Raw genomic sequence first — 16,184 nt, forward strand, 5'->3', positions numbered from 1 at the left:
AACGATTAATCGCGGTCTTCGATGGCCGGAACCGGACGGTTCTCCGGGCCGGTGTAATCAGCGCTCGGACGGATGATGCGGTTGTCGGCACGCTGTTCGAACACGTGCGCAGCCCAACCGGTCAAACGTGAGCAAACGAAGATCGGGGTAAACAGCTTGGTCGGAATACCCATGAAGTGATAAGCCGAAGCGTGGAAGAAGTCGGCGTTACAGAACAGCTTCTTCTCGCGCCACATCACCTCTTCGCAGCGGACGGAAACTGGATAAAGCACTTCGTCGCCCACATCTTGGGCCAACTTCTCGGACCAGCCCTTGATTACGGCGTTACGCGGGTCGGATTCACGGTAGATGGCATGACCGAAGCCCATGATCTTCTCTTTGCGCTCCAGCATACCCAGCATTTCGCGCTCAGCTTCATCAGGCGACTTCCAGTTCTCGATCATATCCATCGCTGCCTCGTTGGCACCGCCGTGCAACGGACCACGCAGGGTGCCGATAGCACCGGTGACGCAGGAGTGAATATCGGACAGCGTGGAGGCACAGACGCGGGCGGTAAAGGTAGAGGCGTTGAACTCGTGCTCGGCGTAAAGGATCAGCGAAACGTTCATCACCTTCGCGTGCAGCTCGTTCGGTTTCTCGCCCTTCAGCAGGTGCAGGAAGTGGCCGCCAATAGAGTCGTCATCGGTTTCGGTCTCAATGCGAACGCCATCGTGGCTGAAGCGGTACCAGTAGTTAATGATGGAGGGGAACGCCGCCAGCATGCGGTCAACCTTATCGCTCTGCTCGCTGAAGTCCTGTTCGGTTTCCAGGTTACCCAACATGGAGCAACCGGTACGCATAACGTCCATCGGGTGGGCAGAAGCAGGAATCTGCTCCAGCACGGTTTTCAGCGCCTGCGGCAGACCGCGCAGGGTCTTCAGCTTGGCTACATAGGCGTCCAGCTCAGACTGGTTCGGCAGCTTACCCTTCAACAGCAGGTAGGCCACTTCTTCGAAGGTCGCTTTTTCAGCCAGCTCAACCATATCGTAGCCACGGTAAGTCAGGCCAGCACCGGTCTTACCCACGGTGCACAGTGCGGTGCTACCGGCGGACTGACCACGCAGACCTGCACCACCCAGTTTCTTCGCTTCAGACATAGGAAACTCCTATCAGGTTTTCGAGTTATAGCGTTCCGGAGCCCGCAGGCTCCGGCCTGTTGATACATTCAGAAACGACAACGTCCTTACTTGTTCTTGCCTTCGGCAAAGAGCGCGTCCAGTTTCTGTTCGAAATCGTGGTAGTTGAGGAAATCGTACAGCTCCATCCGGGTCTGCATTAGATCCACAACGTCTTTCTGATCACCCTTGTTGAGGATGTTCTCGTACACCGCCAGTGCAGCTTTGTTGGCGGCACGGAAGGCACTCAGCGGGTACAGCACCATGGAGCAGCCGGCTTCAGCCAGTTCCGCCTTGTTGAACAGCGGCGTGGCACCAAACTCGGTAATATTGGCCAGCAGTGGCGCGTCGATCGCGGAGCTGAACGCCTTGTAGTCTTCCAGGGTGTGAACCGCTTCGGCGAAGATGCCGTCGGCACCCGCTTCGATACAGGCTTGTGCGCGCTCAACGGCGGCATCCAGACCTTCCATCTGGAAGGCATCGGTGCGGGCGATGATAAAGAAGTCATCATCGGTACGGCCGTCTACCGCCGCTTTGACGCGATCAACCATCTCTTCCAGAGAGACGATCTCTTTATTAGGGCGGTGACCACAACGCTTCTGCGCCACCTGATCTTCCATGTGGATCGCGCCGGCACCGGCCTTAATCATCTCTTTCACGGTACGTGAGATGTTGAAAGCGCCACCCCAGCCGGTGTCGATATCGACCAGCAGCGGGGTTTCAACTGCGCTGCTGATACGACGCACATCTTCCAGTACATCGTTCATGGTGGTCATGCCCAGGTCCGGCAGACCGTAGGAGTGATTGGCAACACCGCCGCCAGAGAGGTAGATCGCCTTGTGGCCAACGCGCTCGGCCATCAGTGCATGGTAGGCGTTGGTGGTACCAACAATCTGCAGCGGCTGAGTTTCAGCCAGGGCCTTACGAAAACGCGCGCCCGCAGTCATATTAGCCATGTGTATCCCCTTTATTCCTCGTTGATTTTCAACTTGTTCTCGATATTGCGTCGTGCGGCGCTGATATGGCGTCGCATCAGCATCTCAGCCAACTCTCCGTCACGGGCAGCGATCGCCTCGACGATGTGTCGGTGTTCACCCAACGCCCGAACCGGGCGCGAGCTGGAGACGCTGAACTGGTAGCGGTACATCCGCACCAGATGGTAAAGCTCGCCACCGAGCAACTCCTGCAGCTTGGTGTTCTTGCTGCCCTGCACGATGCGGTAGTGAAAGTCGAGGTCGCCCTCTTTCTGGAAGTAGGAGCGCCCATCGGTTTGCTCCAGACTCTGTTCGTGCTCGTCAAGCAACGCGCGAAGACTGTTGATCTCGGCGTCGGTCATGTTCTGTGCTGCCAGACGACAGGCCATGCCTTCCATCGCTTCACGAACGTGGTAGATTTCGATCAACTCTCCGGCTGAAAGAGAAACAACTCGGGCGCCAACGTGCGGTATCCGCACCACCAGACGCAAGCCCTCAAGGCGGCGAATCGCTTCACGTAGCGGACCACGGCTGATACCGTAAGTACGCGCCAGCTCCGGCTCGCTGATCTTCTGTCCGGGCGGGATATCACCCTTGATAATCGCCGTCACAATCTCGCGGCAAACCCGATCGGCCAGGGTGCGTGATTCCGGTTCAGCCAGCTGGAGCGAAGTCATTTGAGAGGTCATAACCTTCACCAGATTGTCGACAATGTTTGAAGTGGTGTAGACAATACGCGCCCAAAAACCGACAGTCAACCGCCCAAAGGGCCCAAACTGTCTACACTAGACAAAAGTATACGGGCAAACCCTAGTAAGCGACTCGCGCCGAAAGAAACACTACTTAGGCAAGGTAGCGGCGCAGCTCTTCGGAGATCAACCGCCCGATCTGGCGCGGCTTCTGATAGGGCAAACTGTGATCACAGCCGCTGACGGGGTGATAGAACCAGGCCGACTGATGGGCAGCTAACTGGCGCTGGAAATCGTGCATCAACTCGACACTGCGACCGCCAACAAAGCTGCTGACATCGCCCTGAGCATCGATTAGAGCAGCGCGATCAAGACGCTGGGAGGCGTCGGTCACCGCGTCCAGCGCATAGGAGAACCCCTGCGGGCGCAGACCCAGGCGCTCAATGGTGATCGCCTCGGAACGCGGGGATTTAATCCGATTAGGGGCGATAGCATCGAGAAACATCCGAATCCCCTCCTCCGCCGCTGACTCGCGCAGCAGCGCGGCCGCCTCGGAGTATCGTTCCCGCAAGCGCACAACCTCGGCCTGAGAAGCGCGATCCAGCAACGCCGACTCCAGCAGGTATTGTTTTTCGAATCGATACGGCTGGGCCTGCTTCATCAATAGAGAAACCAAACCGCCGAAGCTGTACCCCCCAAGATCGAGTCGCGACCAGCCCAGCGCGTCCAGCAGCTCGAGCATATCTTCGGCCACCTCTTCGACACTAAAGCGACGCTCGTTGCCATCAAGCTCAACCGTGTCGCCCATACCGCGCAAGTCTGGCAACAGCACCCAACGCCAGCCCTGCAGAAACGGCAGCATCCCTTCCCAGGTATCCACCGCAGCCACGCCAGCCCCGTGTAGCAGCATCAGGCAGCGCTCACCGGACTCATAGTGATTTTCATACAGCCGGTATGCCACCCGTTGGCCGCTGGTTTCAATACGTCCGGCATGACAGTAATAGTGGGAGCGCATGAGGGTCCTTATGACAATCGCAGAAACCGCCACAGTTTAGCGATAGCCGGGGCTGGAGACCAATGCGACCAGCCAGTACAATGCAGCCTTTTCTGCCAGCGGCAACCTGACGCGTGAACAGCCTCCCTCTTGCATACCATCCGGACAGCAGCCGGCTATTCAGCCTGCTGCGCCAACAGCCCTATCCGGTACTGCTGGATAGCGGACACCCTGGCAGCCCTTGGGGACGATTCGACATCATGGTCGCCGACCCGTTCGAGCGGGTCGAATACCAGCATGGCAGCTGCTTTTTATATAGCGATGAGAGCGTAACACCCAGCGCGCTTGATCCGATCAAACTGCTGCAACAACGCCTCGCGCAATACCCCGCCTGCGCTAGCGATGACGACACTCCGTTTTGCGGCGGCGCGGTGGGTTACTTTGGCTATGATCTCGGCCGCGCATTCGAGCAGCTGCCAGAGCAGGCGAGCACGGATCTCTCCCTACCGGACATGCAGGTCGGCCTTTATGGCTGGGCGATCATCGTTGACCATAGACAACAGCGCAGCTGCCTGGTGAGCAACCTCCTCTCGCTGCAGGAGCTTGAACAGATCGCCGCCGAGCTCACCTTGCCGGCAACGGAAGCGAACGCGTTTACCCTTACCAGCGCATTCCAGTCCAATTTGAAACAACAGGATTACGCCCGTCAATTTGACCGCATCAAGGATTACATTCAGGCTGGAGACTGCTACCAGGTCAATCTGGCCCAGCGTTTTAGCGCCGGCTATCAAGGCGATCCCTGGCAGGCCTACTGCCACCTTCGCCAACACGCACCAACGCCGTTTTCCGCCTATATGGAGCGCCCCGATGCCGCAATCCTGAGCCTGTCGCCCGAGCGCTTTATTGCGGTAAAAGATGGCGCCGTCGAAACCCGCCCCATCAAAGGCACACGCCCACGATCACCAGACAAAAACGCGGATCTGGCCCTCAAGCAAGCACTGCAGCGCAGCCCCAAGGATCGCGCCGAAAACCTGATGATTGTTGACCTGCTCCGCAACGATCTCGGCCGCATCTGCCTGACCGGCAGCGTGAAGGTACCGGAACTGTTCAAAGTGGAGAGTTACGCCAACGTTCACCATCTGGTGTCGACCATTACCGGTCGCCTCAAGGCCCCCCTGGACAGCCTGCCGCTGCTGGCAAGCAGCTTCCCCGGAGGGTCAATTACCGGCGCGCCCAAAATACGCGCAATGGAAATCATCGAGGAACTGGAGCCACACCGGCGCGGCCCCTACTGCGGATCGATCGGTTACATCGGCTTTGATGGACGCATGGATACCAGCATCTGTATTCGCACCCTGGTCGCAAACCAGGGACAGATCCACTGCTGGGCCGGCGGCGGCATCGTCGCTGATTCGGACTGCGATGCCGAATATCAGGAAACCTTCGACAAGGTCAGCAACCTGCTAGGTCCTCTCGAAACGCGCTTTCTAAACCCCTGACAGGCGCAGAGTGCGACCCACAAAAAAGCCGGCATCGAGCCGGCTTGCGCAACCGCGATCAACCGTTAAAGCACCAGGTCGCGATTGCTGGCTGCGATAAAGGCTTTTTTAAGATCTTCAAAGTTCTGTACCGCGGGAAACTGCGGAAACTCATCAATCACGTTCTGCGGCGCATGGAACAAAATTCCGGCGTCAGCTTCTGACAGCATGGTGGTATCGTTGTATGAATCGCCGGCGGCGATAATACGGTAGTAGAGACTCTTGAACGCCAGCACGGACTGTCGCTTCGGATTGGCCTGACGCAACTTATAGTCAACGATACGTCCGCTATCGTCGGCGATCAGGCGGTGGCAAAACAGGGTCGGGAATCCCAGCTGACGCATTAGCGGCTGGGAGAACTCGTAGAAGGTGTCTGACAGAATCACGACCTGGAACCGCTCCCGCAGCCAGTCGATGAAGTCAACGGCACCGTCCAGCGGCTTGAGTTTCGCAATCACCGCCTGAATCTGCGGCAAGGTCAGACCGTGTTCGTCGAGAATGCGCAGCCGCTGCTGCATCAGAACATCGTAATCGGGAATGTCACGCGTAGTGGCTTTGAGTTCTTCAATGCCGGTTTCTTCGGCAAACGCGATCCAGATTTCAGGAACCAGAACCCCTTCCAGATCAAGACAGGCGACTTCCACAATTTACTCCTTAAATCAGTACACGCACGAGAATGCGGGACTCTACCCTGCTTTCTGCAGCAAGGCAACGGCAACCAAAGGCGGGGTGTCAAGGGTCGCCGTCAAAGATCAGGCAGCTCAATATCCGCGAACAACTCATCCAGTTCGGACTTGTTGGCGCACGTTACCGCCTGGTCGACCAGGGCGCGATCGAGATGGGGAGCAAAGGTACGAATAAACTCGTACATATAGCCGCGCAGAAATGTGCCGCGCCGGAATCCGATCTTGGTGGTACTGGGCTCGAACAGATGACTGGCATCCAGACAGACCAGATCACCGTCAGCATCCGGCTCATAAGCCATGGTGGCGATGATACCCACCCCTAAACCAAGTCGCACGTAGGTTTTGATCACGTCGGAGTCCACCGCCGTGAACACCACTTTGGGCTCCAGCCCCTGGCGCTGAAAGGCGTCATCTAATTTGGAGCGCCCGGTGAAGCCAAACACGTAGGTAACGATCGGGTATTTCGCCACCTGCTCCAACGTCAACTTGCCGCTTTGCGCCAAAGGGTGCCCTTTGGGAACCACAATGGAACGATTCCAGCGATAACAGGGCATCATGATCAGGTTACTGAAATGGGACAACGCTTCGGTGGCGATGGCGAAATCAACCGTACCGCTGGACGCCATCTCCGAGATCTGTACCGGAGTCCCCTGATGCATGTGCAGCGACACATCCGGATAGTCACTGATAAAGTCGCGAATCACCCGTGGCAGGGCATAGCGCGCCTGGGTGTGGGTAGTCGCGACGGCAAGACTGCCTTTCTTTTCATCGCTGTACTCCTGCGCCACCTGCTTTATCGCCTCAACCTGGCGCAGAATGTCGCTGGCGATCTCCAGCACGGCTTCACCGGCCTGGGTGACGCGAGTGAGGTGTTTGCCGCTGCGGGCAAAGACCTCAACCCCCAGCTCATCTTCCAGCAACCGAATCTGCTTACTGATGCCGGGCTGCGAGGTAAACAGACTCTGGGCCGTGGCGGATACGTTCAGATCGTGTTTAGCGACTTCGCAGATATAACGCAGTTGCTGAAGCTTCATGCCGGCAATCGTCCTAGCCAAGTAGAATAAAAAGGAACACCTCTATAGTTATTTAGAATAAACGATAATCGCGGCGCTGCAACCGCAGCTACCGGAAGGGTAGAACCGGGCCAAACTTCGCGCCTACAGCAAGCCGAGACTGCCAGCGCACGCCGTACCGGCGCTACCAACACGCACAGAGATGGAAAGCGGGTCAGCTAATCGACGCGACGCTCATGCGCCAGCCTGCTGACTCAGACGCCTGATCACCTCTTCTTGAGTGACCTGCTTCTTCTGCGCGCTGTTTAGCGCAGCACGAGTGCGCAGCAACTCATCATCCCGTGCTTTGACCTGATTCCGCAGTTCCAGCTCCTTGCGGTTGGCATCCGCCGCGGTCTGGCTCAGGCGCTGCTGCTCCCGCTTCAGGTCCTCCTGCAACTGACGTACGGTTTCATCGTTACGCTTGTTCTTGTTACTTTCACTTAACAGGCTGGCGTTGAGCTTGGTAATCTCGCGCCGCTGGGACGCATGCTCGCTTCGCAGCAGCTTTAACTCCCCCTCAAGACTCTTGATCTGTCCTTGCAGGGTTTCAAGCTTGACATCACGCTTCACAATCTCGGTTTGCAAGTCATGCAGGTTGCGTGTCAGGGCCGCATCTTTCTTGCCGGACTGATCCCTCGCCTGCTCAAGCATGCGGCGCACGTGGGATAGCTCCGCTTCGGTTTTAGCCAGCTGATCCTGACAGTGGGTCTGCTCCTCTTTCAGCCGCTGGTCGAACGTGCGACGAGCCTCTTCCGCCAGTTTTTCGCTGCGTCTGACCTCTGCCTTGTAATCCGCAACCTTCTCCTCATATTGCTTGCGCTGCACCACCTCGCCCGACAGATTCGCCTTGAGGACCGTAATCTCTGCCTCCAGCATCTTGACCTGGGCAGCGGCTTCATCAGCACGCGCGGTTTCCACCTGGAACCGATGCTCCAGAGTTTCATAGTCAGCACGAGAACCTGAAATGGCACTTTCCGACTCACGCCGAATGCTGTCCAGGCTCTGGTCCAGACTGCGCCGTTCATTATTGACATGCCGGGTCGCCTCACGCACCGCATCCTGCCATAGCAGTTTCAATGCGCGCTGAAAGGAGTCCGGAATCGATTCGGCCGGCGTTTCCAGCACCTGGACACGCCCTTCAATGCTGCCCCACCAGCGCTCAAGCGCCTCGATAAGTTCCGGTTCCGTGGGCTCCAGACCCACTTGTTCTGCGATCACCTCAACGTCGGGACGCCGACCTTCATTAAGAAGCCGGTCAGCCAGACGATGAACCAAAGCGATGTCGACACTCATGCTGACTATTCCTGTCACAGTTACTGTTGCTGCTGATACTGTTGCTCGACCCGATGGGCCAAATGTTCGACCGCCCGCACAAGCTTATCTTCCAGCGGGGCGCAGACCACCACTCGCTCACCGCTACCCGGCAGCCTCAGCCGTAATTCCGCAGCATGCAAAAACAAACGATCAACTCCTTGGGCCTTCAGCTGGCGATTGATCGCATCATCCCCATACTTGGGGTCACCGACAATGGGGTGTCCGGCAAACTGCGTATGCACCCGGATCTGGTGCGTACGCCCGGTAACCGGCCTGGCTTCGACCAACGTGACCTCGCCCAGGTTCCGTAACACCCGAAACTGGGTCAACGACTCCTTACCCTCGGCGTCTGCACGCACCACCCGCTCCCCGGATTTAAGCTCATTCTTTTTCAGTGGCGCATTAACCTGCACCTTCCGCTTGGGCCATTTACCGGCAACCAGCGCATGGTAGATCTTGCTGATCTTTCCGCGCCGCAGGTCTTCATGCAACGCCTTGAGCGCACTCCGCTTCTTGGCCACCATCACGCACCCGGACGTATCCCGATCCAGGCGGTGCACCAATTCAAGAAAGCGCGCTTCCGGCCGCATCTGTCGCAGGGCTTCGATCAACCCCAGGCTGACGCCACTACCACCGTGCACCGCCAGCCCCGAGGGTTTGTTGACGATCAGCAACTGATCATTCTCGAACAACACCGCTGACTCCAGCAACTGGGCCAGCCCCCGCCCGGGCGCCGGCAGCGCCTTCGGTTCTGGCAGTCGCACCGGCGGCACCCGGACCAGATCTCCGGCTCGGAGGCGGTAGCTCGCCTGCACCCGCCCTTTGTTGACCCGCACTTCGCCTTTGCGAAGGATCCGGTAAATCAGTGTCTTGGGGGCACCTTTTAAGAAGGTGATAAGGAAATTATCGATCCGCTGATCGGCCATCTCCGAATCAATTTCGACCCACCGCACAGCCCCGCGAGGGACGTCGTTTTTCTCTGCCATATGAATAGATTGCCGGCCTGGTTCAGGTTTGCTGGGTTATGGGAATGCTGCTATAGTGTCGCGTCGCCATTAAATCCGCGGTCGCCCTCAAACGGCGCCTGCCATGATGGCAACAAAGGTCGGCATTGTACCCGATTCCTGCGCACGGCGCAGATGTAGTGGGGCTCGACCAGCGAGTTATTTCAGCATCATCAGGCGATATCTGATGATGCTTTTGTCGCGCTTCCTGAAGCAACGCGATGACGAATTGATTTATGCCTGGTGTTCAGGTGGAGACGCACGACAACCCAAGGATTACACGCCAGCCCGACAGGGGTTGAGCAGTATGAAAGACTAGTCCGCAAACGCCGAGACTTATCCGAGATGGTTGACGTTTCCTTCACCGAGAGGTTACCCGAAGAGACACCAACACGGTGCAAACCGTAGTGATTGACTAAACGCTGACAAAGCCGGGAAAGACTGACTGCACGCATAAAGATATCGATTCTTTACCACCCCGTTGATTCATGGAGGTGCGTTTATTCAAAGAAAGAGTTGAATAACCACCCATGAAAAGAATGCTTATTAACGCAACTCAGCCCGAAGAGTTGCGGGTTGCTCTGGTCGATGGCCAGCGACTTTATGATCTGGATATCGAATCCGGAGCCCGGGAGCAGAAAAAAGCCAACATCTACGTGGGCAAGATCACCCGCGTGGAGCCCAGCCTTGAGGCGGCCTTCGTTGACTTCGGCGCCGACCGGCACGGCTTCCTGCCGCTGAAAGAGATCTCACGTGAATACTTCGCCGCCGGCGAAACCCGTGGCCGTCCCAGCATCCGCGATGCGATCAAGGAAGGTCAGGAGATCATCGTACAGGTCGATAAAGAGGAGCGCGGCAACAAAGGCGCGGCGCTGACTACCTTTATCAGCCTGGCCGGTCGTTATCTGGTACTGATGCCCAATAACCCCCGTGCGGGCGGCATCTCCCGTCGCATCGAAGGCGACGAGCGCAACCAGCTACGTGACGCCCTTAATCAGGTCACCATTCCTGACGGCACCGGTGTTATCGTCCGTACGGCCGGCATCGGTCGCAGCCCGGAAGAGCTGCAATGGGACCTCGACTACCTGCTGCAGATCTGGACCAGCATCAAAGAAGCCTCGGCCAAGAAAAAAGCCCCCTTCCTGGTTTATCAGGAAAGCAACGTCATCATTCGTGCAATCCGTGACTACCTGCGTCAGGATATCGGCGAGGTGCTGATCGACAACCCCAGCGTGCATCAGGAAGCGCTGAGTTTCATCCAGCATGTGATGCCGAGCTACGAGAGCAAGATCAAGCTCTACACCGATGACACCCCGCTGTTTAACCGTTTCCAGATAGAATCTCAGATCGAAACTGCCTTCCAGCGTGAAGTCCGCCTGCCCTCCGGCGGTTCCATCGTAATTGATCCGACCGAGGCGCTGGTCTCTATCGACATCAACTCGGCCCGCGCCACCAAGGGTGGCGACATCGAGGAAACCGCGCTGCAGACCAATCTGGAAGCGGCCGATGAGATCGCCCGTCAACTGCGCCTGCGCGACATCGGCGGTTTGATCGTGATCGACTTTATCGACATGACCCCGGTGCGCAACCAGCGAGAAGTTGAAAACCGCATGCGCGACGCGCTCAAGGTCGACCGGGCCCGGGTCCAGCTGGGCCGTATTTCGCGGTTTGGACTGCTGGAGATGTCTCGCCAGCGCCTGCGCCCGTCACTGGGTGAAACCAGCGGCATCGTCTGCCCACGCTGTAACGGCCAGGGCACCATTCGCGACGTCGGCTCCTCAGCCCTGTCGATCCTGCGTTTGATGGAGGAAGAGGCCGCCAAAGATCGTACCGCGCAGATCCGCGCCCTGGTCCCGGTCAATGTTGCCACCTTCCTACTCAACGAAAAACGCCGCAACATTGCCGAAATCGAGCATCGTCACGGGGTTCATGTCATCGTGGTTCCCAACCCCCACATGGAGACCCCGCAGTACGAAGTAACTCGCCTGCGTGACGACCACGAAGACCTGAAGTCTATCGACGTCAGCTACGATCTGGCGCCGGAAGCACCGCTGGAAGAAGCAGTCGAGCAATTGACCCCCGCTGCCCCGATCCGCCGGCAGGAAGCTGCCGTCAAAAGCATCACCCCGACCAAACCGGCTCCGGCATCCAGCGAACTGAAGCCGACCGAAAGTGCAACTCCGGCCCCGACAGCGGTACAAAACAGCGCCCAGGTGGGGCTGAGCCGCCGCCTGTTCTCTGCCATCGCGGCGATGTTCGGTGGTGCCGAAAGCGCGCAGGAAAAGACGGAAGAAAAACCGGCTCCCAAGAGCGAAGAGAAGCCAAAGCGCCAGCCTCGTCGCAATGACAGCGACCGGGGCGAGCGCGGTGAGCGTCGCAATCGCCGCCGCCGCGGTGAAGGTGGGCGTAACCGTAACCGCTCGGATAAAGCTGACGACGACAACACGGACCAGGCGGTCAGCGAACGTCCTGCCCGTACCGAAGAAAGCAACAAGAGCGACGAAGGAGATAACCGCGAACGCCGCCGTCGCTCTCGCCGCAGCCGCGGTGGGCGTAATCGCAACGAAGGCCGCGATGAAACAGCGACCAACGAGCCAACCACCGAAACGGTAACCGCTGACGCTGTCGAGCCCGACAACACGGAGCAATTTAGCGCCGAGGAACGCAAACAGAGTCGTTCACGCGGCGGCAAACGGCGTCGTGACCGCGCCGGCCGACGTACCGGTGAACGCGGTGACCGTGCTGAGGTTCGGGCCAAGCTGACCGCGGAGCAGGAGGCTGAAGAAGCAGCCAAAGCCGCTCAACAGGAACAGTCCAGCCCGGAAAGCGACAGCCCGGAGAGTTCGCTGGCGGCCGATGTCACTGCGATCGCGGCGGTAGCTGGGACAGTCGCCGAAACCGTGGCGCATGAGAACGCCTCATCCTCTGCCGAGCAACCGGAAGTAACCGGGTCCGAGCAGGCGGCACCAACGGCTGAAGTGCAAACGACTCCGGCCGAGAATGCCGAGGATGTGTCAATCGAGGAGGCTTCGACCGGTCAAGCAGAGGCCAATGCAGAGCAGGACCAGGTGCCTAGCGATGACACCACAGCGCCGGCAAAGCGGACTCGCCGCCGTGCTCCCAACGACCCGCGTGAGCGTCGTCGGCAACAGCGGGCCGCAAAGGCCTCGGCCAAAGAGCAGCGCCCTGAAACCGAAACCGCAAATAGCGATTCGGCGAAACAGTCTGACGTAGCAGCCACCGAGGCAGAAGCGACTGTGCAACAGATCGAGGCGCCGACTGAGCAGCAGGCGGATCCCACAGCCCCCGACAGCGGGACTGAAAGCAAACCTGAAGCAACGGCAGCGGCGCAAGCGACCGAGAAAGGCGAAGCGGCAGCAGACCCAACCGAAGCTACCCCTGCTGAGCCAGTGGCAGCTGAAGCGACCTCTGAGGAGACATCCAAGACCTCCTAAGTCGCGTTGAACGTAAGCGGTAAAGGGCACCTCTGGGTGCCCTTTTTTGTTGGCCACGTTTTTTATAAGCCCTGATATATCAACGGACTGGTCTACACTCAGATCAACGATAAATCGCCGCCATCTTTCACTGGGGGGCTCATGATCTTAACTCTGGCCATGTTACTGATTGCTTTGGTTCTGGCTTATCGAGGCGCCGGGCGCAACAGCTGGTCGCTATTGATCGTGCTGGGGTTGCTGATAGCGAGTCAACTGCTCCAAACTACCCGCTTTGACCTCGCGCTGATGGGTATACCCGCGCTAACGCTGTTGCTAGCGCTCAATCATGACCGCTGGCGACAACGCTTGATCGTCAAGCCGTTACTTGCCCCCTTTCGCCACGCCATACCCGAGATCTCTGCGACGGAGCAGGCCGCCATCGATGCCGGCACTGTCAGCTGGGATGGTGAACTGTTCCAACCGAAGCCGGACTGGAAACAGCTCTTTGCCTACCCCGCGCCGACCCTTTCCGAACATGAACGCGCCTTTATTGACGGCCCCGTAGAAACGCTGTGCCAGATGGTCGACGACTGGAAAATAACCGAGCAGCAGGATCTGCCGCCCAAGGTATGGCGTTTTCTCAAGCGTGAGCGCTTTTTCGGGATGGTGATACCGCAGGCCTATGGCGGGCTCGGTTTCTCGACACTGGCCCACTCTCAAGTGGTGATGAAGCTGTCCACTCGGAGCGTCTCCACCGCGGTTACCGTCATGGTGCCTAACTCTCTCGGACCAGCCGAGCTGCTGCATCGCTACGGCACCGAAGAACAACGGCGCTATTACCTGCCGCGGTTGGCCAAAGGCACCGAAATACCCTGCTTCGCACTTACCTCACCGGTAGCAGGTTCGGACGCCGGCGCCATCGTTGATCACGGTGTCGTCTGCTACGGCCAATGGAAAGGTAAAAAGACCCTCGGCTTCAGGCTCAACTGGGACAAACGCTATATCACTCTGGCGCCGGTCGCGACGCTGATCGGTCTCGCGTTCAAGGCTTATGATCCCGACCAGTTGCTTGGAGAAACACAGGATTTGGGTATCACCTGCGCCATGGTGCCTGCCGCAACCAAAGGCGTTACCAGCGGCGATCGCCACCGCCCTATGAATGCCGCGTTTATGAACGGCCCTACGCAGGGCAAAGATGTGTTCATCCCGATGAGTCAGGTGATTGGCGGTCAGGCTTACATCGGCCAGGGCTGGTCCATGCTGATGAACTGCCTGTCCATAGGGCGCTCGGTATCACTCCCGGCATTAAGCACCGGTGCCGGTAAACTCGCTTGCATTACCTGTGGCAGCTACGCCCAGCTGCGAGAACAGTTCAACACCCCTATCGGCAAGTTTGAGGGCGTTGCCGACGCCCTGGCACCGATCGCCGGGCTTACCTATCTGATGGAGGCTGCGCGCACCTTCACCGTCACGCTGGTCGATCAGGGGGAACAACCGTCGGTGCCCTCGGCAATTCTCAAGTACCACAACACTGAGTCCATGCGACGCGTGGTCAACCACGCCATGGATGTTCATGGTGGCCGCGCCATCATGGAAGGTCCACGCAATTATCTGGCCCGCATCTACAACACCATCCCCATCAGCATCACAGTCGAAGGCGCCAACATCCTTACCCGGAGCATGATGATATTCGGCCAGGGCGCTATTCGCTGCCACCCCTACCTGCTTAAAGAGATGGAAGCGGTGCACATGGAGTGCCCCAATCAAGCGGCGGAAGCTCTGGACCGGGCTCTGTGCGGTCACATCCGGCGCAACCTTCAGGCGGCCGCGCGGGCCCTTCTGCTTGGCATCACTCCGCGCCTGGCCAGCCCGTGCACGGACAACCGCACAGTGGTTCGTTACCAGCAGCAGCTGGAACACGCCAGCGCTTCGTTCGTGCTGGTTGCCGATTGTGCGCTGCTAATGCTGGGCGGGCAGCTGAAAACTCGTGAATCGATCTCCGCGCGTCTAGGCGACTGCCTAAGCACCCTTTATCTGGGTTCCTGTCTGCTGAAGCAGTTCCGTGACCAAGGCTTCCCGCCGGCACAACAAGCGATCTTTTGCTGGGCAATGGATCACTGCCTTTTTCAGTTTCAACTGGCGTTGACAGGCGCTCTGGACAACTTTCCCCACCCCCTTGCCGGACGACTCCTCAAGCATTGGATCTACCCCCTCGGATGCCGCCTTAAACCGCCATCCGACGCATTAAGCCACCGGCTAGCAGCACAACTTCTGGACGACCCTCAGCTCAGGCAACATCTCGCTGAAGGTGCATATATGAATAACGATCCGTCTGATCCGCTGGGCAGAGTTCTATCCGCAGCCAGAGCCAAAACGGACGCCTCCGACGCGCTGGAACGGCTACGGCAAGCCCAGCGCGATAGCCGCCTGCCCAAAGGGCCGGTAATCGACGCGTTGGTGGAACAAGCGCGTCGCCAGGGTGTTATTGGTGACAACGAAGCCAAGGCGCTGCAGACGATGCTGATGCTGGTGCACCAAGCGATCTCTGTCGATCACTACCCTCCGGGCGACAAGCCTGCAGGCATCGCCCGGCAAAACGCTCGTTACAAGGAAACCGCCCGCAACAGGTAACAGATCACCAGGCTGACGGTCCAAGGGTAAAATGGCACAGGAGAGTGTGGATGTTCAGTGTCTATCAACCAGAGGGGAAAACCTTCAACGGCACCTTGGAGCAGCTGCTTGCCAGCCGCCCGGACAGCAACCGCAACGCGTTTCAGCCCTATCGCATGCAATCCGTCAACCAGTTTGCCAGCGGCGGATTCGGCCATCTGCGCACCTACCAGCAAGTACAGGCTCACACGCCCGGAGAAACCCGGCTACCCGCCGCCGACCTGATGAAATCGCCCGTTGCGACGATCCGCCATAGCGCCAGCATTCGACAGGCGTGGCAGGAGATGGCGGCACGCAACGTGGCACAGATGCCGGTACTCAATGACGACCTGACCCCCATAGGCATGCTCACTTGGGCATCACTGCTGAAATTTGTGGTGTTCTCCGGCGACCAGATTCGCTTCGTCAAGGGAGTGGTTGTGCGCAACATCATGTGGCCGGAACTGATTACTGCACAGGAGCGGACCGACTGCCGCCGTATTGTGTCGATGATGGTCGCCTTCAACGTTAACGCCGTGCCCATAAGTAACAGTCGGGACCGCCTGATCGGGATCATCAGTCGCTCGGACATTCTTAACCTGCTGGCACAGTCTCCCGCGCTCCACCTTTGGGTTTGACCCGCAGTCCTCCTAGCCACTCCTATACTGCAACCAATCTCTTCGTTTAAGGAAA

At 58.4% G+C, this 16,184-nt stretch carries 12 protein-coding genes; 4 read left to right on the top strand and 8 right to left on the bottom strand.

What is annotated here, in order from left to right:
- Positions 1 to 5: 5 nt before the first annotated feature.
- The 4 genes from prpC to JJQ76_RS03325 form a co-directional block, all read right to left on the bottom strand.
- Positions 6 to 1,136: a bifunctional 2-methylcitrate synthase/citrate synthase gene (gene prpC / locus JJQ76_RS03310; RefSeq protein WP_210395235.1), complete on the bottom strand. Its 1,131-nt coding sequence runs from the start codon at positions 1,134 to 1,136 to the stop codon at positions 6 to 8.
- A gap of 86 nt (positions 1,137 to 1,222) precedes the next feature.
- The gene (gene prpB, locus JJQ76_RS03315; RefSeq protein WP_210395236.1) at positions 1,223 to 2,110 is read right to left on the bottom strand and encodes a methylisocitrate lyase; all 888 of its coding nucleotides are present in this window, start codon (positions 2,108 to 2,110) and stop codon (positions 1,223 to 1,225) included.
- An 11-nt stretch (positions 2,111 to 2,121) separates the two neighbouring features.
- A complete protein-coding gene (locus JJQ76_RS03320; RefSeq protein ID WP_210395237.1) occupies positions 2,122 to 2,817 on the bottom strand; it encodes a GntR family transcriptional regulator in 696 nt (231 codons plus the stop codon).
- Positions 2,818 to 2,971: 154 nt separating this feature from the next.
- Positions 2,972 to 3,832, bottom strand: coding sequence for an alpha/beta fold hydrolase (locus JJQ76_RS03325; RefSeq protein ID WP_210395238.1), 861 nt, complete (start codon positions 3,830 to 3,832; stop codon positions 2,972 to 2,974).
- A gap of 113 nt (positions 3,833 to 3,945) precedes the next feature.
- Between JJQ76_RS03325 and pabB the strand changes: the two genes are divergently transcribed.
- Positions 3,946 to 5,310 carry an aminodeoxychorismate synthase component I gene (pabB, locus tag JJQ76_RS03330; RefSeq protein ID WP_210395239.1) on the top strand — a complete coding sequence of 455 codons (1,365 nt, stop codon included), beginning with the start codon at positions 3,946 to 3,948 and terminating at the stop codon, positions 5,308 to 5,310.
- 65 nt (positions 5,311 to 5,375) lie between these two features.
- Here the strand turns inward: pabB and thrH are convergent, their stop codons facing one another.
- The 4 genes from thrH to rluC all read right to left on the bottom strand — a co-directional run bounded on the left by thrH (position 5,376) and on the right by rluC (position 9,390).
- Complete coding sequence (gene thrH / locus JJQ76_RS03335; RefSeq protein ID WP_210395240.1) at positions 5,376 to 5,993, bottom strand: bifunctional phosphoserine phosphatase/homoserine phosphotransferase ThrH; 618 nt, start codon at positions 5,991 to 5,993, stop codon at positions 5,376 to 5,378.
- A 101-nt stretch (positions 5,994 to 6,094) separates the two neighbouring features.
- Entirely contained in the window at positions 6,095 to 7,069 is a 975-nt protein-coding gene (gene cysB, locus JJQ76_RS03340) for an HTH-type transcriptional regulator CysB (RefSeq protein ID WP_210395241.1), read from the bottom strand.
- A gap of 213 nt (positions 7,070 to 7,282) precedes the next feature.
- Complete coding sequence (locus tag JJQ76_RS03345; protein WP_210395242.1) at positions 7,283 to 8,383, bottom strand: DNA-binding protein; 1,101 nt, start codon at positions 8,381 to 8,383, stop codon at positions 7,283 to 7,285.
- Positions 8,384 to 8,403: 20 nt separating this feature from the next.
- Positions 8,404 to 9,390 carry a 23S rRNA pseudouridine(955/2504/2580) synthase RluC gene (gene rluC / locus JJQ76_RS03350; RefSeq protein ID WP_210395243.1) on the bottom strand — a complete coding sequence of 329 codons (987 nt, stop codon included), beginning with the start codon at positions 9,388 to 9,390 and terminating at the stop codon, positions 8,404 to 8,406.
- A gap of 548 nt (positions 9,391 to 9,938) precedes the next feature.
- Between rluC and rne the strand changes: the two genes are divergently transcribed.
- The 3 genes from rne (at position 9,939) to JJQ76_RS03365 (ending at position 16,129) form a co-directional block, all read left to right on the top strand.
- Positions 9,939 to 12,863 (top strand): ribonuclease E, encoded by a 2,925-nt coding sequence (gene rne / locus JJQ76_RS03355; RefSeq protein ID WP_210395244.1) that lies wholly within the window; start codon positions 9,939 to 9,941, stop codon positions 12,861 to 12,863.
- A gap of 141 nt (positions 12,864 to 13,004) precedes the next feature.
- A complete protein-coding gene (locus JJQ76_RS03360) occupies positions 13,005 to 15,473 on the top strand; it encodes an acyl-CoA dehydrogenase (RefSeq protein ID WP_246480032.1) in 2,469 nt (822 codons plus the stop codon).
- A 50-nt stretch (positions 15,474 to 15,523) separates the two neighbouring features.
- The gene (locus JJQ76_RS03365) at positions 15,524 to 16,129 is read left to right on the top strand and encodes a CBS domain-containing protein (protein ID WP_210395245.1); all 606 of its coding nucleotides are present in this window, start codon (positions 15,524 to 15,526) and stop codon (positions 16,127 to 16,129) included.
- Positions 16,130 to 16,184: the final 55 nt, after the last annotated feature.

Origin of the sequence: Motiliproteus sediminis (assembly GCF_017912535.1) — a bacterium.
Lineage (GTDB): Bacteria > Pseudomonadota > Gammaproteobacteria > Pseudomonadales > Balneatricaceae > Motiliproteus > Motiliproteus sediminis.

Bases quoted from the DNA above. Each gene is read 5' to 3' on its own strand.
- prpC (WP_210395235.1), bottom strand. From the start codon at position 1,136: ATGTCTGAAGCGAAGAAACTGGGTGGTGCAGGTCTGCGTGGTCAGTCC.
- prpB (WP_210395236.1), bottom strand. From the start codon at position 2,110: ATGGCTAATATGACTGCGGGCGCGCGTTTTCGTAAGGCCCTGGCTGAA.
- JJQ76_RS03320 (WP_210395237.1), bottom strand. From the start codon at position 2,817: ATGACCTCTCAAATGACTTCGCTCCAGCTGGCTGAACCGGAATCACGC.
- JJQ76_RS03325 (WP_210395238.1), bottom strand. From the start codon at position 3,832: ATGCGCTCCCACTATTACTGTCATGCCGGACGTATTGAAACCAGCGGC.
- cysB (WP_210395241.1), bottom strand. From the start codon at position 7,069: ATGAAGCTTCAGCAACTGCGTTATATCTGCGAAGTCGCTAAACACGAT.
- JJQ76_RS03345 (WP_210395242.1), bottom strand. From the start codon at position 8,383: ATGAGTGTCGACATCGCTTTGGTTCATCGTCTGGCTGACCGGCTTCTT.
- rluC (WP_210395243.1), bottom strand. From the start codon at position 9,390: ATGGCAGAGAAAAACGACGTCCCTCGCGGGGCTGTGCGGTGGGTCGAA.
- rne (WP_210395244.1), top strand. From the start codon at position 9,939: ATGAAAAGAATGCTTATTAACGCAACTCAGCCCGAAGAGTTGCGGGTT.
- JJQ76_RS03360 (WP_246480032.1), top strand. From the start codon at position 13,005: ATGATCTTAACTCTGGCCATGTTACTGATTGCTTTGGTTCTGGCTTAT.
- JJQ76_RS03365 (WP_210395245.1), top strand. From the start codon at position 15,524: ATGTTCAGTGTCTATCAACCAGAGGGGAAAACCTTCAACGGCACCTTG.